The sequence below is a fragment of the Cetobacterium sp. ZOR0034 genome, from assembly GCF_000799075.1.
Classification (GTDB): domain Bacteria; phylum Fusobacteriota; class Fusobacteriia; order Fusobacteriales; family Fusobacteriaceae; genus Cetobacterium_A.
The window spans coordinates 104498-122723 of the sequence record NZ_JTLI01000002.1 but is presented as its reverse complement, the minus strand read 5'-3'; the positions used below and the strand labels follow the sequence as shown (position 1 = coordinate 122723).

Genomic DNA, 18226 nt, shown 5'->3' with positions numbered 1-18226 from the left:
GAAGTTAAGCCCATAAACGCTGAAAGTACTTGGGGGGCAGCCCCCTGGGAGGATAGGAAGTTGCCAATCTTTTTTTTATACCCAAAAATTGGAGGCCAAGCCATATGTTGAAGCAAAAAAAAGTAAAATTAATATATAATCCTGTATCTGGTGGAGGAAAAATATTAAAAGAATTGGATAAAATTTTTGCAATATATCAAGAATTTGGATACGTGGTAGATATTTTTAGAATATCTAAAGGTTGCAAAAGGGAGAGTATTTTAGAAGAGATAGAAAGTTATGACCATTTTTTAATATCTGGTGGAGATGGGACAATTAATAGCTTTGTAAATATCTTGAAAAGAAACAACATAGAGATTCCAATTGCAATTCTTCCAACAGGGACCGCAAATGATTTTGCAAATGTAATTGGAATGCCAAAAGATATTGAAAAGGCTTGTAAAAAGATTTTAACTAGTCAGCCGAAAGATATAGATTTAGGAAGAATAAATGAAAAGTATTTTATAAATATAGCAAGTATAGGTGTTTTTTCAACAATTTCACAAACTACAGATAGAGCAATGATAAAAACAATGGGAAAGTTAGCTTATGTATTGAACGGAATAAAAGAGATGACAAAAATAAAGAGATTGAAAGTTATATTAGAAAGTAATGAATATACAGCGATAACAGATATTGTATCTATTTTAATTTTTAATGGTAAAAGCGCAGGTAATTTTGAATTAGCATATAACGCGAAGTTAGATGACGGTTATTTTGACATTTTAGTTTTGAAGCCAGATTTTATGATTGATGTTCCAGAGATAAGTGCAGCACTAGCTACAAAAACTCATCTAGAAAAAGATATTCATTCTGTAAAGTATTTTAAAACGAAATCATTAAAAATTGTAGGTGTAGAAAACTATTCGACTGATATAGATGGAGAGACAGGTCCAAAATTACCAGTAGAAATAGAGTGTATTCATAAAGGGTTAAAAGTTTTAGGGATAAGTTAAAAAAAAATTGAAAAGAGTACTAAAAAAATGGTAAAATATTAGAATGAAAATTAAAAAAGGGGATGTAAAAGTGAAAGTGTTTACAGAAGTTCTAATAAATTATTTTCAAAAATTGAATTCTAAACTAATAGATAATAGATTTATAACAGATGTCCAAATGGATAGTAAAAAAGTGACGAAAGGATCGTTATTTATTGCAATAAATAATGGCAATAACTATGTTAGTGAAGCTTTAAAAAATGGAGCTGAATTAGTTATTTGTGACAGAGAAATAGAAGAGTTAAAATATTCAAATGTTATAAAAGTTGAAAATAGTATACAAACTTTACAAGAATTAGCTAAATTATATAGAAAAAAATTGAATCTAAAAGTTATAGCAATAACAGGTAGTGAAGGAAAAACAACAACTAAAGATTTGATCCACGGTATTTTGAAAAAAAAATATAGAGTAAAGAAAACTTTAGGAAATCATAATAATCATATAGGACTACCATATACGATTTTACAATTGAGTAGTGAAGATGAAATAGCTGTTTTAGAAATGGGAATGAGTGATTTAGGAGAGATAGATTTACTTTCGAAAATAGCTCAACCTGATTATGCAGTGATAACTAATATAGGAGATTCTCACTTAGAGTTTTTAAAGAATAGAGATAATGTATTTAAAGCAAAAACAGAGCTTTTAAAATATGTTGATGCAAAAAGAACACTACTTTATGGAGATGACCCTTATTTTAAAACTGTAGAGGGAATAAAAGTAGGGTTTGATAAAAATAATAACTACATTATAAACGAAACAAAAGATTTGTATGAGGGAATGATATTTACTCTAAATGAAGAGAAATATTTTCTACCTTTAAATGGATTATACAATGTTATTAACGCATCGTTTGGAATAGCATTAGGTAAAATGTTTAATATGAGCTATACAGAAATAAAAGAGGCGTTAGAATGCATAGAAATCACAGGAATGAGATTTGAAAAAATAATAAAAGATGGAGTTTTATATATAAATGATGCGTATAATGCTAGTCCGGTTTCAATGAAAATGGCACTACAGGCATTCTCATCATTGCCTTTAAATAAACAGAAGGTTGTCGTATTAGCAGATGCTCTTGAACTGGGAGAAAAAGAGATTGAGTATCATATAGAGGTATTGTCAGAGGCTTTAAAACATAATTTTTATAGAATTTTTATTTACGGAGAAAGAATGAAAAAGGCATCTGAAATCTTAAAAAATGAAGCTATAGAGTCTTTCGATAGTAAAAATGAGATAAAGAATGCTATTCAACAGATAGAAAACGTAGGGGTTTTGTTGAAAGGTTCTAGAGGAATGAAACTAGAAGAAATAATTATATCAAAGGAGTAAGAGGGATGCTATATTTATTGGCCGAATATTTTCCAGTTTTGGAGGGGCTTAAATCTATATATTTAAGAAGTTTTTTAGGGTTTATATTGGCGTTTTTGGTTGTTTTAATAACAGGAAAGCCGTTTATACAGTATTTAAAAATAAAGAAGTTTGGTGAATCAATAAGAGAAGAGGGACCAGTAAGTCATTTTTCAAAAAAAGGAACTCCAACAATGGGTGGAATCTTAATAATATTTGGAACGTTGTTAACTTCAGTTTTAATAGGAGATTTATTTAATAAATTTTTAATACTGATGTTTATAATAACAATTCTATTTAGTAGTATAGGTTTTATAGATGATTATAAAAAATTTACGGTAAATAAAAAAGGGCTTTCTGGAAAGAAAAAATTAATGGGGCAATGTTTTATTGCAATATTAACATGGTACTTCATAAAGGAGTTTGGTCTAACGGGAAATAAGGTTTTAGATTTATCTATTGTTAACCCAATGATTTCAAATAGTAATCTGTATTTAGGTGGCACTTTAATGCTGATATTCATAGCTCTAGTTTTAATGGGAACTTCAAATGCAGTGAATATAACAGATGGATTAGATGGACTAGCAATTATGCCGGTAATTATAGGAGCAACAATATTAGGAATAATAGCGTATTTCACAGGTCATATAGAGTTAAGTAATCACCTTAATTTACACTATATCGCAGGAATAGGTGAGCTCTCAGTATTTTTATCAGCTTTAATAGGAGCTGGATTAGGATTCTTATGGTACAATTTCTATCCTGCTCAAATATTCATGGGAGATACAGGATCTCTTACTTTAGGAGGGATATTAGGAGTTGTAGCAATATTATTAAAACAAGAGTTACTTTTACCAGTGATAGGTGGAGTATTTGTTTTAGAAGCAGTATCAGTTATTCTTCAGGTAGGTTCTTTCAAAATGAGGGGAAAAAGAGTTTTCAAAATGGCTCCAATTCATCATCACTTTGAATTAGCAGGATTGCCAGAGACGAAGGTGACGATGAGGTTTTGGATTGCTGCGTTATTCTTAGGAATGCTAGCTTTAGGAATAGTGAGATTAAGAGGAATACTATAATAAGACCACAGTGAAAATCACTGTGGTTTTTGTCGTTTAAAAATAAGGAGGCTTTATAATATGAAAAAAGCTATAGTTTTTGGGGCTGGAGTAAGTGGAAAAGGCTCGAAAGATACTTTAGAGAGAATGGGATATCAGGTATATTTGATTGATGATAAAATATCTATACCCTCAGAAAAAGGAATGGAAATATTAGATAATGAAGAGATAAGTATTTTTGTAAAAAGTCCAGGAGTGCCTTATACAGATTTAATAAAAAAAGCACTTCATTTAAAAATAGAAGTAATAGATGATATAGAGTTGGGATATAGATATAAAATAGAGAATAATATTTCTGGAAAAATAATAGCAATAACAGGAACAAACGGAAAGACAACAGTTACTTCTAAAATTTCAGAACTTTTAGAAAAAGCAGGTTTTAAAAGTAAAGTATGTGGAAATATAGGATTTTCTTTTAGTGAAACAATAAGTAAAAATCCAGAATTAGATTTTTATGTTTTAGAAGCTAGTTCTTATCAATTAGAAAATATTAAAGAGTTTAAAGCAGATATAGCCTTAATAGTTAACTTAGCACCAGATCATCTGTCTAGATACAGAGATTTAGATCATTATTATGACACAAAGTTTAATATAGGAAAAAATCAAAAGGAAAACGACTGTTTTATAGTAAATACTTTATGTGTAGAAACACTGAAAAGATTAGATAAGATATCAGGCAAGAAAAAATTTGTAGGATTAATTAAAAGTGAACTAAATGAAGAGACTTATGTCGAAGACGGATGGGTAGTTTATCAAGATGAAAAAATATTAGACGAAAAACTAGTTGCACTAAAAGGAAAACATAATTTAGAAAACATGCTATTTATAGTTTGTGTAGGGAAAATATTAGGGATTTCAACAGAGATTATAAGAGAGTTTTTATATTCAACAAAAACATTAGAACATAGAATGGAAAACTTCTTTAGTTATGGAAAAGTTGAATTTATAAATGACTCAAAGGGAACTAATATAGATTCAACAAAGTTTGCAGTAGAAGCTTTCCAGAATCCAATTTTAATTTGTGGTGGATATGATAAAGAGTTAGATTTAACACCTTTAGAAATGTTGATAAAAAATAGAGTAAAAGAGGTATATTTAATTGGAGATATTTCAGATAAACTTGAAGAAGGTTTGAAAAAAATAGATTATCCAGAAGAAAAAATATTTAATCTAAAAACTTTAGATAATGCTTTGAAAGTTTTAAAAAATAGATTGAAAAAAGATGAAGAAACAGTGGTGCTATTTTCACCAGCAACATCGAGTTTTGATCAGTTTAAAAACTTTGAAGAAAGAGGAAGAGTTTTCAAAGAGTTAACAAAAAGTTATTTTAGTTAGGAGAAATTTATGGCAAAAAAAATAATAATAACAACAGGTGGAACAGGAGGACATATATATCCTGCTTTAGCCGTAGGAAAAAAGCTTTTAGATAGAGGAATGGAAGTTTTATTTGTAGGAAGTTCGACAAGAATGGAAAAAGATTTGGTTCCAGAGGAGGGGTTTAGATTTTTAGGAATTGATATATACCCTTTTCAAAATTTTAAGAAAATACACTTAAATATAAAGGCTTTTGCACAAGCTTTTAAAATTGTAAAAAAAGAAAATCCTGAAATCATAATAGGTTTTGGGAATTACATTTCGATTCCAGTTTTACTAGCAGGTCTAATTTTGGGAAAAAAAATATATTTACAAGAACAAAATGCAGATTTAGGATTAGCAAATAAAATATTTTATAAAATAGCTAAAACTTGTTTTTTAGCATTTGATACAACTTACGAAGATATCTCTGTGAAAGATCAACATAAATTTTTAGTAACAGGGAATCCATTGAGAGAAGATATCTATGCTATGGATAAAGATACAGAAAGAGAAAGATTAAAAATAGGTAAAGATGAGAAAGTTTTACTTATAACAGGAGGAAGCTTAGGAGCGAAATCTCTAAATGAAGCAGTGATAAAAAATCTAAAAGATATTTATAAAGATAAAAGTATTAGAATTTATTGGGCTACTGGAGATAAGAACTTTAATGAGATAAATGAAAAGCTAGAAGATCAACAGGTAAAGGTAAGTGATATAATAAAACCTTACTTTAATAATATGATAAATATTATGGCAGCAGCAGATTTAGTAGTTTGTAGAGCTGGAGCATTAACAGTATCTGAAATAGTTCAATTAGAGAAACCGTCGATATTGATACCTTATAATTCGATTAAAGTAGGTCAATATCAAAATGCTAAAATTCTTTCTGAAAATGAGGCAGCTCTTCTTTATAGTGATAGTAAGGCTGATGAAGCTATTGAAAAAGCTTTAGAGCTTATAAAAAACGATGAAGAGTTAAATAAGATGAGTAGAAAAGCAAAAAATTTAAAAAAGAGTAATGCAGCAGAAAAAATCGTTGAATGCTTAGATATATGGAGGAGTTAGATGGAGAAGATATACTTTATTGGAATAAATGGAATTGGAATGAGTGGTTTAGCCAAAATAATGAAAATAAAAGGATATGACGTAGCGGGAGCAGATCTTTCTAGAAACTATGTAACAGAGGAGCTAGAGAGTTTAGGTATAAAAGTTTTTGGAGAACACCTAGGAGAAAATGTAGTGGGATCTAATTTAGTTGTGGCTTCAAGTGCAATAAAATCAGAAAACCCAGAGATAAAAAAAGCGAAAGAGCTAGGGATAAAGATAATTAAAAGAGGAGAGTTATTATCTATTTTAATGAATAAAGAAAAAGGAATAGCAGTAGCTGGAACTCATGGGAAAACTACAACGAGTTCTATGTTAGGATCGTTACTTTTAGATATAGACCCAACTATAGTAGTAGGAGGAATTTTACCAGAAATTGGATCGAATTCTAGATGTGGAAAAACAGATGTCTTTATAGCAGAAGCTGATGAAAGTGATAACTCATTTTTATATTTAACACCTGAAACATCGATAATAACTAACATAGAAGCGGATCACTTAGAAAATCATGGGTGTTTAGAGAATATAAAAAAATCTTTTGTGCAATTTATGGAACAAACAAAGGGAGAGATTCTAGTTTGTGGAGATTGCCCAGAAGCTTTAGAATTAGCTAAAGGTAGAAAAAATATAAAAACATATAGTATAAATAATGAAAAATCAGATATAATAGCTACAGATATAAGAGTTGAAAATTTTAAAACAAAATTTAAAGTGATAATAGATGGTGAAGAATTTGGTGAGTTTGAACTGTCAATTCCAGGAAATCATAACATACAAAATGCTTTACCAGTTATATATCTAGCAAAAAAGTTTGATATTTCAAAAGAGAGAATAGCTCAAAAATTATTAAAATTTAAAGGTGCTAAAAGAAGATACGATATATTGCACAGTGACAAAATAAGAATAATAGATGATTATGCACATCATCCAACAGAGATAAAGGCAACAATACAAGGAGCTAAAACTATTGAAAAAAATAAAACAATAGCAATATTCCAACCGCATAGATATAGTCGTGTAAACTTCCTTTTAAATGAGTTTAAGGGTAGTTTTGAAGGTGTTGATGAAGTTATACTAATGCCTGTATACAGCGCAGGAGAAAATAACGAATTCGGAGTGACATTAGAAAAGTTAAAAGAAAAGATAGGGCATAAGCATTGCACTATAGTTGAGAAAAATGAAGAGATTGCAAAAATTGTAGCAAGTGAGAAAGAATCAGCGACATTCTTATTTATGGGTGCTGGAAATATCTCAAGCTTAGCTCATACAATAGCAGAGAATATAGGGAGAAATTAGATAATGAAATTACATAGAAATCACGTAATGAAAGAGCACTCTAACATGAAGATAGGAGGAGTAGCGAAAGAGTTTATTGAGGTTGAAAATAGAGATGAGCTAGTAGAGATTCTAAGAGAAAAAAATAAATTTTTTATTTTAGGAAACGGAACAAATACATTGATAAACGATGGGATTTTAGAGACAACATTCATATCTCTTAAAGATATAAACTATATAGATGATAAAGGTGACGGAATCGTTGAGGTTGGCGCAGGGTTAGATTTCTCAGATTTAATAGATTATATGGGAGAAAAAAATTATTCTGGATTAGAAAATTTAGCGGGAATTCCAGGAACTGTTGGTGGATTAGTATTTATGAATGGTGGAGCTCACGGGACAGAGATATTTGATAAAATAATCTCAGTTGAAATTATAGATGAAAACAAAGAGATAAGAAAAATTTCTAAAGAAAATTTAAAGTTTTCGTATAGAGTTACAGAGATAAAAGAGAAGAAATGGGTTGTAGTAAGTGCAACATTTAAATTTGATATAGGATATTTAGCTGAAGTGGTAGACAGATACAAAGTGAAGAGAAGCGAAAATCATCCGTTGAATGAACCGAACTTAGGAAGTACATTTAAAAATCCAGAAGGATATTTTTCAGCAAGATTGATAATAGAAGCAGGACTCCAAGGTGAAATTGTTGGAAATGCTCAAGTATCGATGGTCCATCCTAACTTTATAGTAAATAAAGGAAATGCTAAGTTTATGGATATTATCAATATAATTGAAAAAGTAAAATCTGGTGTAAAGGAAAAAACAGGAATACAACTAGAAGAAGAAATAATAATTGTAAGAGACTAGGAGGAGTATTATAACATGAAGATAGCAGTTGTTATGGGTGGAATTACATCTGAAAGAGAAGTTTCTTTAAGAAGTGGAGCTGCAATATTAAATAGCTTATTAAGACAAGGATATGATGCATATAAAATTGATTTAACACACGAAAATTTAGTGTCAGCATTTTTAGATAATGAATATGACTTAGTTTATTTAGCTCTTCATGGAGAGTATGGAGAGGATGGAAGAGTTCAATCTATACTAGATATGTTAGGGAAGAAATATACGGGTTCTGGAGTTACTGGAAGTGCTGTAGCAATGAATAAGATTTTAACTAAAATAATAGCTAAAGATTTAGGAATTAGAATGGCAAAAACATACTACACAGTAGATGAAATAGATAGTTATCCAGTTGTAATTAAACCTGCTAAAGAAGGTTCGAGTGTAGGTTTATATATTTGTAACACAGAGGAAGAGGCTAGATTGGCATTTGAAAAATTAAAGGATAAAGAACCTTTAATAGAGGAATTTATAAAAGGTGATGAATTAACTGCGGGAGTTTTAAACGGAGAAAAATTAGGCGTAGTAAGAATAAAGCCAAAATCAGGACTATATGATTATGAGTCAAAATATACAGTTGGAAAAACAGAGTATGAATGCCCAGCACAAATAAGTTTAGAAGCTTATGAAGAAGCAGCGGAAGCAGCAAGAAAAATTCATGAAAAATTAGGATTAAAAGGAATTACAAGAAGTGATTTCATACTAAAAGATGGAAAAACATATTTCTTAGAAGTTAATACTTGTCCTGGAATGACAGAAACAAGTTTAGCTCCGAAATTAGCATCACTAAAGGGATATTCATTTGATGATTTAACAAGGATTCTAGTTGAAAGCTGCTAACCATAAAATATAAGAAATAACAGGGAGAGATTCTTGAAAAAAATACTTAAAATTGCTATAATATTGGCACTAACTTTCATTATAATTCAAATAGAAAAAGATTTCAAAAATAGAGAATTTTTTAATATTTCAAAAGTTCAAATTAGTGAGGTTTCAAGAAGTTTAGAATCAGATTTAGAAAAAATAAAGAATGAAATTTTAGGAAAAAATATCAACGATTTAAATTTAGATGGTTTAGAGAAAAAATTACTGAAAGATGTTAGAATTAAAAAAGTAAGTATATCGAAGCAAAATCTAAATGAAATAACAATTGATATTACTGAAAAAGAGAGTAGTTATTATATTCAGCACAAATCTAAGATATATACAATGGATGAAGATGGAACAATTTTTGGAAGACTAGAGGAGTATCCTAAAAAAAGTATGCCGATTCTTATGATTAAGGAGAGTTCTGAAAAGAATAGCCTTTTACAAATTATGCAGAAATTAAAGCAATTGGATTTGAAAGACGAGGTTTCTCAGATTTATGTTGAAAATAAAAATTTAATGTATGTGATTTTAAGAGATGGAACCAAAATAAAAACAGGAACAGAAGTTTCTAAAAATAAGTATGAAATAATGATGAGTCTGTATAAAAGTATAGTTAAAACGAGAGAGATTGATTATATAGATATAAGATTTAAGGATATAGTAGTAAAAGAGAAGGAGGGGAAAGGTGCAAGATAATATTACAAAATTAGCTTTAGATATTGGAAATGGAAAGATAAAGTTTATTTTAGGAGAACTTAGTACAGAAGGATTAAAGTTAAGAGTATTAGATTATTTAGAAGTACCTAGCGAGGGAATAAAAAGATCTGTGGTTGAAGACCCAGAATTGTTAGTTACAAGTATAGCTAAAGGGTTGAAAGAGCTAAAGGAAAGAAACGGAAGAGATTTTGAAGCTGTTTCTTTAGGAATTAGTAGTGATAGAATCCTATCTAAAACAGATCATGGATGTATTGAGTTTGAAGAAAAAGAGATTACAGCTCAAGATATGAATAATTTAGTGGAGTTAGTGAAGGAAAATATACTGAAAGATGACGAAATCATTATAGAACAAGAAGCTTATAATGTTAGAGTAAATAGTTCTGGGATATTAAAAAATCCAATAGGGCAAGTTGGTAAAAGTATTCAAGGAGATGTTCATCTAATAACAATAAAAAAGGAAGCTTTAGATCCACTAGTAGAAGTTGTTAATAAAGCAGGCTTAGAGATTGAAGATATATTCTTAAATGCTTCAGCATCTGCAAAATCAACATTAGAACAAGAGGATAGACAGATGGGAGTAGCTTTAATCGATATAGGAGAAGGAGTTACAGATATAGCTATCTATAAGAATGATAAGATTATTTATACAAAATCTTTATCAATAGGTGGAATGCACTTTGTAAATGATTTGAGTTATCTTCTAAAAATACCTAAAAAAGAGGCAAAAGAGATTTTAGAGAGATTGAGAGGTAAGCAATCATTTGATGGTTTAATAAGAACTTATAATGGTGAATATAAATTGGATGAGATAAAAGAGATAATAGATGCAAGAACAGGAGATCTAATAAACTTTATCTCAAAAACTATTGAAGAATCAGGATTTAATGGATACTTAGGAAAAGGGCTGGCATTTACTGGTGGAGCTGTCTCTATAGATGAGATTTTCAGTAAGGTTGGAAGCAAAATGGAGTGTGCAGTTAGAAAAGTTAATCCTTTCCCACTAAGAGGACTTGAAAATGTAAACCCTTCAATGTCTACAGTAATAGGTATTTTATTGACAAAACTAGAAACAGAATTCAAAAAGAGAAATGAAATAATAGGTGAAACCTTAGAAAAAGAAGTTGTAACAGAGGAAAAACAAGAGGAAACTTTTGTGGAGCTTCCTATAAATGAGACAGTCTTTAGACAAGAGGACTTTGAAGAGGAGTATGAGGAAGAAGTAGTTACAGATGGTGCTTTAAACAAAATAAAAAAATGGATTTCTAACTTTATATAATAAGGAGCTGTATGAATATGTTTAATAACGAATGTGAAGTAAAGATAAAAGTAATTGGGGCTGGAGGAGCTGGAGGAAACGCTATAAATGATATGATTGCAGCTGGAGTGACAGGTGTAGAATACATTGCAGCAAATACTGATGCTCAAGATTTAAATAACTCTTTAGCAGATATAAGAGTTCAATTGGGAGAGAAATTAACAAGAGGACTTGGAGCTGGAGCAGATCCTGAAGTAGGAAAGCAAGCAGCAGAAGAGGATGTAGAAAAATTAAGAAACTTATTAGAAGAAACAGATATGTTATTTATAACAGCAGGTATGGGTGGAGGAACTGGAACAGGTTCAGCTCCAGTTATTGCTAAAATAGCAAAAGAGATGGGTGTTTTAACTATCGGTATAGTTACAAGACCATTCTCTTTCGAAGGTAGAAAAAGAAAAAATAATGCTGACTTAGGATTATCAAATCTTGAAAAGCATGTAGATTCATTAGTAATCATACCAAATGATAAATTATTTGAATTACCAGAAAAAACAATAACTCTTCAAAATGCTTTTAAAGAAGCAAACAATATCTTAAAAATAGGGATTAAAGGAATCGCTGATCTAATGATTGGTAGAGGTCTTATAAACTTAGACTTTGCAGATATTAAAGCTACAATGCAAAATTCAGGAGTAGCAGTATTAGGATTTGGAGAGGGAGAGGGAGAAAACAGAGTTGCTAAAGCTACTGAAAAAGCTTTATCATCACCTCTTTTAGAGAAGTCTATTATGGGAGCAAGCAAAGTTTTAATAAACATTGCAGGTTCTTCAAACTTAGGACTTATGGAAGCACAAGCAATTGCAAATATAGTAAAAGAAGCAGCTGGAAAAACTGCTGAAGATATCATGTTTGGTATCACTGCAGATGAAACTTACGGAGATAAGATTCAAGTTACAATTATTGCTAATAGTTTTGGTGACGAGCAAGAGAAAACTGAATCATTTATAAATGTAGAAAAAAAAGCTGAAGCTCCAAAGGTAGAGGAAACAGCAGAAGTTAGAGATGAGTTAGATCTTCCACCTTGGATCAGAGCTAACAGATAATATTAATAGTATCAAAAAAAGCTTGTAAAACTTTAAAAATTATGATACTATTAATAATACCCTGCTCAGAATCATTACGTGTTTTGGGCTAAAACCATAGGGAGGAGGTAATAACATGAAAAAGTATGAATTAATGTTCATCATCAATCCAACTATATTAGAGGAAGGAAGAGAAACTGTAATAGCTAAAGTTAACAACATTTTAACTACAGCTGGAGCAACTGTTCTTAAATCTGAGAAGTGGGGAGAGAGAAAGCTTGCTTATCCAATCGATAAGAAGAAAACAGGATTCTACGTACTAACTACTTTAGAGATGGACGGTACTAAGTTAACTGAGGTTGAGTCAAAGCTTAACATAACTGAAGAAGTTATGAGATACATGGTAGTTAAGAACGACTAATTAGACTAAAGAAAACGTTTATTCTCAAATAAGGAGGTTATTAGAATGGCAGAATTCAGAAGAAGAAGAGCTAAATTAAGAGTTAAAGCTGAAGAAATCGATTATAAAAATGTTGATTTATTAAAGAGATTCGTATCTGATAAAGGTAGAATCAATCCTTCTAGAGTAACTGGAGCTAACGCTAAGTTACAAAGAAAGATAGCTAAGGCTGTTAAGAGAGCTAGAAACATCGCTCTTATTCCATACACAAGAGTAGAGAAGTAAAAATAATGAGACTGAGGATTTTATCTTCAGTCTCTTTTTCTATTTCTTATAAAATTATATTTGAACCAAAAAATAAAAAAAAGACAGGCTTTGTTGTTTAAAGCTGTCTTTTTTTATAAGCATTATTTGCTTAATATTTTTCTAAGTCTAGCGCTTAGAGTATTAGCATTTGCTTTAAGGATTTGCATAACTTCAACTTCGTTAGCAGCCTTTAGAGATTTTAAAGTTTTAGTACAAACTTTAACTTTAACAGTAACACCGTTGATAACGATCTTAGTTGTTTGTAAGTTTGGTCTCCAAATTCTTCCAGTTACTCTGTGTGAGTGAGAAATTTGATTTCCGAAAGTTATTCCTTTTCCAGTAATTTCACATCTTTGCATTCTATTACACCTCTCTTTCGTTATAAACATGCAAATAATTATACCATTATCGAAAGAAAATATCAAGGTATTTTTTAAATTATTTGGAATAGTTTATAAAAAGTATTAAATATGCTATAATATTTGAGTAAAATATATATAGAAAAGGTGATATGTAGAATGAATATTCATAGCTATAAAGTATTAGAATTCAGTAAATTGAGGGAAGAACTGACTCAATATGTAACAATTGAAGAAAATCAAGAGAAAATTTTAGAGTTAGAACCGTTTAAAGATATAAATTCATTGAGAAAAGAGTTGGATATCGTTAATGATTTTATGGATTTTTTAAAGTTTGATGGTGGCTTTGATCCTGCAGGAATGAAAGACGTTAGAAATATAACAAGAAAATCTCAATTAGTAGGAATGTATTTAGAGCCAGAAGATTTGTGGTCATTAAATATAAATTTAAGAATTTTCAGAATATTCAAGGGAAGATTAGAAACTTTAGAAAAATATAAAAATCTTAGAGCAAGATTTGTTTCTATTCCGACTTTGAAAAATTTTGAAGATCTTATAAATAAAGCGATTGATCCAGAGAGAAATATAAAGGATGATGCATCAATCGAATTGAGAGAGTTAAGATTCCAAAAAAAGAATATGGTAACAAATATAAAAAGAAAGTTTGAAGATTTATTTACAAATCCAAACTTTGCAAAAGCAATCCAAGAAAAGATTATAACAACAAGAGATGGAAGAAGCGTAATACCTGTTAAAACTGATTTTAAGGGGCTTATAAAAGGAATTGAACATGATAGATCATCTAGTGGGTCAACTGTCTTTATAGAGCCTATATCGATTGTCTCGTTAAATAATAAAATGAGAGAGTTAGAAGTTAGAGAGAGAGAAGAGATTAGAAAAATTCTTTTAAGATTAACAGATCAAGTGAGATTAAACACTGCAGTTATAAATGAGATTGGAGCTGCAATAATGTACTTAGATATACTGAACGCAAAATCTCAGTATGGAGTAGAAAAAAAGTGTAGTATTCCAGAGGTAAATAATAAAGAGATGGTATCTTTAGTGAAGGCTAGACATCCATTTATAAATCAAAATATAGTTGTGCCTTTAACATTTGAAATAGGAAGAGAGTATAATACTCTTTTAATAACAGGACCAAATACAGGAGGAAAAACAGTTGCTTTAAAAACAGCTGGATTATTAACTCTTATGACATTAGCAGGGATACCAATTCCAGCTGATGAAAAAACAAGTATTGGTTTCTTTGGAGGAGTTTATGCTGATATAGGTGATGAGCAAAGTATTGAGCAATCACTATCATCATTCTCGGCTCATTTGAAGAATATTCAAGATATACTAAACTCTGTAACAAAAGCGTCTTTAGTTTTATTAGATGAGTTAGGTTCTGGAACTGATCCGATGGAAGGATCAGCTTTTGCAATGGCTGTAATTGATTATCTAAAAGATAAAAAATGTAAGTCGATGATAACAACTCACTATAGTGAAGTAAAAGCTTATGGTTATAACGAGATTGATATAGAAACAGCATCGATGGAATTCAATGTAGAGACGTTATCGCCAACATACAAACTGTTAATAGGAGTACCCGGAGAGAGTAATGCTTTAACAATAGCTAGAAGACTTGGAGTATCTGAAGTTATTATAGAAAAGGCGAAGAGCTATATAAGTGATGAGGATAAAAAAGTAGAAAAAATGATTTCTAATATCAAGGATAAATCATTAGAGTTAGAGGCTAAACAGATTGAAGTTGACGCACTAAAGGCTCAAGCTCAAAAAGATAAAGAGGAATACGAAGAAAAATTAAGAGTTTTAGAAAAAGAGAAGAATCAAATCCTAAAAGAGGCTTATGAAAAAGCAGAATCTATGATGAGAGATATGCAAAATAAAGCAGCAGCTCTAGTTAATAAAATTCAAAAAGAAGATAAGACGAAAGAGGATATGAAAGAGGTTCAAAAGAAACTTAATATGCTTAGAACATCTTTACAAGAAGAGAAGAGTGAGAATGTTGAGGTAAAACCAAAGGTTGCAAGAAAAATTGATTATAAAGTTGGAGAAAGAGTATTTGTAAACAGTTTAAATCAATACGCTATAGTTAACAAGATTAACTTAAATAAAGAAACACTTAATATTCAAGCGGGAATTTTAAAATTAGAGGTTTCGATGGATGATGTTAAAGTTGTTGTTGAACCAAAGAAAAAAGAGTATAGACCAATAAATGCACATACAAAAACTAAGGTAAAAAATGAGGTTGATTTAAGAGGAAAACTTGTAGACGAAGGAATTTATGAGCTAGAAACTTATATGGATAGAGCATTAATGAATGGATATACAGAGATATATGTAATTCATGGTAAAGGAACAGGAGCTTTAAGAAACGGAATTATGGAGTTCTTAAAAACATCTAGATACGTTAAAAACTTCAGAGCTGGAGGACATAACGAAGGAGGAATAGGATGTACTGTGGTGACTCTAAAATAACTTTGATTCTTGCAGCAGCAGGAGTAGGAAAGAGAATGAATTTAGGGTATCCTAAGCAATTTTTAGAGATAGATGGAAAACCACTTTTTATTATTGCTTTAGAAGTAGCTCAAAAAAGTGATTTAATAGAAGATATAGTAATTGTAACAGGAGAAGACTCTATAGAATTTGTGAGTAAAGCTTGTGAAGAATATAAAATTTCAAAAGTTAGAAAAGTGGTAGCAGGTGGAAAAGAAAGACAATATTCTATAGAAAATGCGTTGGAATATTGTGAAGATAATAGTATAATAGCTGTACAGGATGGAGTTAGACCATTTTTAAAAGAGAGATATTTTTCTGAAAGTTTAGAGATTTTAGATAAGGATATAGAATTATCTGGAGTTGTTGTGGGAGTGCCATTAAAAGATACTATTAAAAGAGTAGATTTAAGTGGAGTTGTTGTAGAAACTCCAAAAAGAGAGCAATATATAGCAGTTCATACACCACAAATTTTCAGAGGTAAAGTATTGAAGGAGGCTTATAACAAAGCTAGACACGATAACTTTTTAGGAACGGATGACTCATCTTTAGTGGAGAGATTAGGTAAAGAGATAAAAGTTATTATAGGAGATTACGATAATATAAAAATTACAACGGTAGAGGATTTAAAATTTCTTTAAATGATAAGGAGAGATAGATGAACGTATTTTTGGCTCAAATAAAACCAATGTTGGGGAATACAGAGAAAAATTTAAGTAAAATGGTAGAGGTGATAGAAAGAGAGATAGAAAAAGGAACAGAGTTAGTGGTGTTTCCAGAGCTATCTTTAACAGGGTATTTATTAGAAGAAATGGTATATGATGTAGCTATAGAGAAGATACCTGAGATACTAATAGAACTATCTAAGAAAATCTCTATAATATTTGGAGCGGTTGAATTAGGAGAAGATTTATATCACTATAACACAGCATTTTACTTAGAAGATGGAGAACTAAAGCATAAACACAGAAAGGTTTATCTACCAACTTATGGTCTTTTTGATGAGGGAAGATATTTTAGAGAGGGAGATAGCATAAGAGCTTTTAATACAAAGTTTGGAAGAGTAGGGATGTTAATATGCGAAGATATATTCCATCAAAGTAGTTCGTATATTTTAGGTCAAGATGGAGCACATACCATTTTTGTTATAGCAAACAGTCCAACAAGATTTACAAATAAAGGACTAGAGATTGGAAATCTTTGGGAATCGATTTGTAAAACAACATCTGTAAGTAACGCGTGTTTCACTTTAATGGTAAATAGAGTTGGAGTAGAGGATGGAGTTAACTTCTGGGGAGGAAGTTTAGCGATAAATCCATCGGGTGATACAATAAAAAGATTAGAGTATTTTAATGAGGATGGAGCTAATATCTTAATAAATAAAAGAGAAGTAGCAAAGGTTAGATTTGCATCGGGATCGAGTAAAAATGAAAAAATAGATTTAGTACTAAGTGAATTAAAAAGAATTAAAAAAAGTAGATAGATTTATTGAAAGGGAGTACCGATGAATAGAACTTTAAAAGTAACACTGAGTATCTTTTGTGGATTATCTATTTTAGCAGGAATTTTTTATGCTACAAAAGAAAATCCAAGGGTTTATTTAAGCGATAGAATAAACTTAGCTTATGTAAATGAGGATATAAACCATAAAGATTTTGAAAATCTAATAGAACTTTTAAATAAAGCTGATTTTAATGTTGACGATAGTATGAAAGAGGGATTAAAATATATAAAAGGACTTTACATATTGTCGGATAGTAGTTTTATATCTGATAAAAAAACGGCTGTTGGAATAGTTGACTTTGGATATCTTTATCCTTTGATGAAATTTAGAGTAGAAACATATTTTGATAAAGCAGATGATATGTATCTATTAAAAGAGGAGTATAAAAAGAAATATTTCAATGGAGAGAGACTTTATTTAAAAATAGAAAAGGGAAATTTCTTAGTTGCAACAAGAGAAAAGGATATAGAGAAAGCATTAAAAAGTGAAAGATATTTTAATCAAAATATAATAAAGATATTGGATAGAGAAAATAACAATAACTTAGGAATGTTAATTTTAAATCTTGGAAAAAATCCTTTAGGAGGATTTGATGAACTTGTTTTAACAGGAGATGTAAATTTAAAAAACGAAGTAATATTAACTGCTAATATTGGTGGAAAAAATGATATTATAAAGAGTTTTAATGGAATTGAAGACGATAATTTATCAGGTGACAGAGTTGTTGAAAAAAATAAGTTATACTTAAGAAGTTCAAGAGATGCAGAGTTAAGATCATTTTTATTTTTCTTAAACTATTTCTTCAGAAATAGTTTTATAGATGGTGTTGCTTCAAAAGTAAATATAAATGTTCCTAAAGATGATAAGAGATTGGAGAGTTTACCAAAAGAAAATCTTATTGATGTAAATATCTCTTCGAAGCAGTTTATTTATAGTTATCTAGATATTAAGATCAAAGATAAAGAGATAGGGAAAGTTGAGTTGAAAGGATTAGCACAGGATAATAGATTAAAAATAAGTACAACTTTAGATGAAGAAACAACTCTTAATCTATTAAAGGCAGTTAAATAGGAGGCTAAAA

18 protein-coding genes are annotated in these 18226 nt (G+C 30.0%); 17 read left to right on the top strand and 1 reads right to left on the bottom strand.

What is annotated here, in order from left to right; translation table 11 throughout:
• Window positions 1–104: 104 nt before the first annotated feature.
• The 13 genes from L992_RS01140 (at window position 105) to rpsR (ending at window position 12744) form a co-directional block, all read left to right on the top strand.
• A complete protein-coding gene (locus L992_RS01140; RefSeq protein ID WP_047383242.1) occupies window positions 105–995 on the top strand; it encodes a YegS/Rv2252/BmrU family lipid kinase in 891 nt (296 codons plus the stop codon).
• Window positions 996–1038: 43 nt separating this feature from the next.
• Window positions 1039–2364, top strand: a complete 1326-nt coding sequence (murF, locus tag L992_RS01135) for a UDP-N-acetylmuramoyl-tripeptide--D-alanyl-D-alanine ligase (protein ID WP_052193872.1) — start codon at window positions 1039–1041, stop codon at window positions 2362–2364.
• A gap of 5 nt (window positions 2365–2369) precedes the next feature.
• Entirely contained in the window at window positions 2370–3458 is a 1089-nt protein-coding gene (gene mraY / locus L992_RS01130) for a phospho-N-acetylmuramoyl-pentapeptide-transferase (protein WP_047383245.1), read from the top strand.
• Window positions 3459–3518: 60 nt separating this feature from the next.
• Window positions 3519–4832, top strand: a complete 1314-nt coding sequence (gene murD, locus L992_RS01125) for a UDP-N-acetylmuramoyl-L-alanine--D-glutamate ligase (RefSeq protein ID WP_047383247.1) — start codon at window positions 3519–3521, stop codon at window positions 4830–4832.
• Window positions 4833–4841: 9 nt separating this feature from the next.
• Window positions 4842–5918 (top strand): undecaprenyldiphospho-muramoylpentapeptide beta-N-acetylglucosaminyltransferase, encoded by a 1077-nt coding sequence (murG, locus tag L992_RS13415; protein WP_047383248.1) that lies wholly within the window; start codon window positions 4842–4844, stop codon window positions 5916–5918.
• Window positions 5919–7253, top strand: a complete 1335-nt coding sequence (gene murC, locus L992_RS13410; protein WP_047393976.1) for a UDP-N-acetylmuramate--L-alanine ligase — start codon at window positions 5919–5921, stop codon at window positions 7251–7253.
• 3 nt (window positions 7254–7256) lie between these two features.
• Window positions 7257–8099: a UDP-N-acetylmuramate dehydrogenase gene (murB, locus tag L992_RS01110; protein ID WP_047393973.1), complete on the top strand. Its 843-nt coding sequence runs from the start codon at window positions 7257–7259 to the stop codon at window positions 8097–8099.
• 15 nt (window positions 8100–8114) lie between these two features.
• The gene (locus L992_RS01105; RefSeq protein WP_047383253.1) at window positions 8115–8975 is read left to right on the top strand and encodes a D-alanine--D-alanine ligase; all 861 of its coding nucleotides are present in this window, start codon (window positions 8115–8117) and stop codon (window positions 8973–8975) included.
• 33 nt (window positions 8976–9008) lie between these two features.
• Window positions 9009–9701 carry a cell division protein FtsQ/DivIB gene (locus tag L992_RS01100; RefSeq protein ID WP_052193871.1) on the top strand — a complete coding sequence of 231 codons (693 nt, stop codon included), beginning with the start codon at window positions 9009–9011 and terminating at the stop codon, window positions 9699–9701.
• Window positions 9691–10998, top strand: a complete 1308-nt coding sequence (ftsA, locus tag L992_RS01095; protein WP_047393970.1) for a cell division protein FtsA — start codon at window positions 9691–9693, stop codon at window positions 10996–10998. Before L992_RS01100 ends, ftsA begins: the two co-directional genes overlap by 11 nt.
• A gap of 17 nt (window positions 10999–11015) precedes the next feature.
• The gene (ftsZ, locus tag L992_RS01090; protein ID WP_047383255.1) at window positions 11016–12080 is read left to right on the top strand and encodes a cell division protein FtsZ; all 1065 of its coding nucleotides are present in this window, start codon (window positions 11016–11018) and stop codon (window positions 12078–12080) included.
• 115 nt (window positions 12081–12195) lie between these two features.
• Window positions 12196–12480 (top strand): 30S ribosomal protein S6, encoded by a 285-nt coding sequence (rpsF, locus tag L992_RS01085; RefSeq protein ID WP_047383256.1) that lies wholly within the window; start codon window positions 12196–12198, stop codon window positions 12478–12480.
• A gap of 45 nt (window positions 12481–12525) precedes the next feature.
• On the top strand, window positions 12526–12744 hold the full coding sequence (gene rpsR / locus L992_RS01080) for a 30S ribosomal protein S18 (protein WP_023051045.1): 219 nt from the start codon (window positions 12526–12528) through the stop codon (window positions 12742–12744).
• Between the two features lie 122 nt (window positions 12745–12866).
• On the opposite strand, the gene rpmB is transcribed toward rpsR, so the two are convergent.
• Complete coding sequence (gene rpmB, locus L992_RS01075) at window positions 12867–13124, bottom strand: 50S ribosomal protein L28 (RefSeq protein ID WP_047381107.1); 258 nt, start codon at window positions 13122–13124, stop codon at window positions 12867–12869.
• A gap of 159 nt (window positions 13125–13283) precedes the next feature.
• Between rpmB and L992_RS01070 the strand changes: the two genes are divergently transcribed.
• Genes L992_RS01070 through L992_RS01055 form a run of 4 tightly spaced genes read left to right on the top strand, consistent with a single transcriptional unit; the run spans window position 13284 to window position 18216 of the window.
• Complete coding sequence (locus L992_RS01070) at window positions 13284–15623, top strand: endonuclease MutS2 (protein ID WP_047381110.1); 2340 nt, start codon at window positions 13284–13286, stop codon at window positions 15621–15623.
• Window positions 15599–16282 carry a 2-C-methyl-D-erythritol 4-phosphate cytidylyltransferase gene (ispD, locus tag L992_RS01065; RefSeq protein WP_047381112.1) on the top strand — a complete coding sequence of 228 codons (684 nt, stop codon included), beginning with the start codon at window positions 15599–15601 and terminating at the stop codon, window positions 16280–16282. Before L992_RS01070 ends, ispD begins: the two co-directional genes overlap by 25 nt.
• Before the next feature lie 17 nt (window positions 16283–16299).
• Window positions 16300–17124, top strand: a complete 825-nt coding sequence (locus tag L992_RS01060; protein ID WP_047381113.1) for a nitrilase-related carbon-nitrogen hydrolase — start codon at window positions 16300–16302, stop codon at window positions 17122–17124.
• Between the two features lie 21 nt (window positions 17125–17145).
• The gene (locus L992_RS01055) at window positions 17146–18216 is read left to right on the top strand and encodes a hypothetical protein (protein WP_047381115.1); all 1071 of its coding nucleotides are present in this window, start codon (window positions 17146–17148) and stop codon (window positions 18214–18216) included.
• The last annotated feature ends 10 nt before the right edge of the window (window positions 18217–18226 follow it).

What these genes read in the sequence shown, in the direction of transcription:
- ftsZ (WP_047383255.1), top strand. Translation starts at nt 11,016, where the DNA reads ATGTTTAATAACGAATGTGAAGTAAAGATAAAAGTAATTGGGGCTGGA.
- L992_RS01060 (WP_047381113.1), top strand. Translation starts at nt 16,300, where the DNA reads ATGAACGTATTTTTGGCTCAAATAAAACCAATGTTGGGGAATACAGAG.
- rpsR (WP_023051045.1), top strand. Translation starts at nt 12,526, where the DNA reads ATGGCAGAATTCAGAAGAAGAAGAGCTAAATTAAGAGTTAAAGCTGAA.
- L992_RS01055 (WP_047381115.1), top strand. Translation starts at nt 17,146, where the DNA reads ATGAATAGAACTTTAAAAGTAACACTGAGTATCTTTTGTGGATTATCT.
- L992_RS01140 (WP_047383242.1), top strand. Translation starts at nt 105, where the DNA reads ATGTTGAAGCAAAAAAAAGTAAAATTAATATATAATCCTGTATCTGGT.
- murF (WP_052193872.1), top strand. Translation starts at nt 1,039, where the DNA reads ATGAAAATTAAAAAAGGGGATGTAAAAGTGAAAGTGTTTACAGAAGTT.
- murC (WP_047393976.1), top strand. Translation starts at nt 5,919, where the DNA reads ATGGAGAAGATATACTTTATTGGAATAAATGGAATTGGAATGAGTGGT.
- L992_RS01070 (WP_047381110.1), top strand. Translation starts at nt 13,284, where the DNA reads ATGAATATTCATAGCTATAAAGTATTAGAATTCAGTAAATTGAGGGAA.
- murD (WP_047383247.1), top strand. Translation starts at nt 3,519, where the DNA reads ATGAAAAAAGCTATAGTTTTTGGGGCTGGAGTAAGTGGAAAAGGCTCG.
- rpsF (WP_047383256.1), top strand. Translation starts at nt 12,196, where the DNA reads ATGAAAAAGTATGAATTAATGTTCATCATCAATCCAACTATATTAGAG.
- murG (WP_047383248.1), top strand. Translation starts at nt 4,842, where the DNA reads ATGGCAAAAAAAATAATAATAACAACAGGTGGAACAGGAGGACATATA.
- L992_RS01105 (WP_047383253.1), top strand. Translation starts at nt 8,115, where the DNA reads ATGAAGATAGCAGTTGTTATGGGTGGAATTACATCTGAAAGAGAAGTT.
- ispD (WP_047381112.1), top strand. Translation starts at nt 15,599, where the DNA reads ATGTACTGTGGTGACTCTAAAATAACTTTGATTCTTGCAGCAGCAGGA.
- mraY (WP_047383245.1), top strand. Translation starts at nt 2,370, where the DNA reads ATGCTATATTTATTGGCCGAATATTTTCCAGTTTTGGAGGGGCTTAAA.
- rpmB (WP_047381107.1), bottom strand. Translation starts at nt 13,124, where the DNA reads ATGCAAAGATGTGAAATTACTGGAAAAGGAATAACTTTCGGAAATCAA.
- murB (WP_047393973.1), top strand. Translation starts at nt 7,257, where the DNA reads ATGAAATTACATAGAAATCACGTAATGAAAGAGCACTCTAACATGAAG.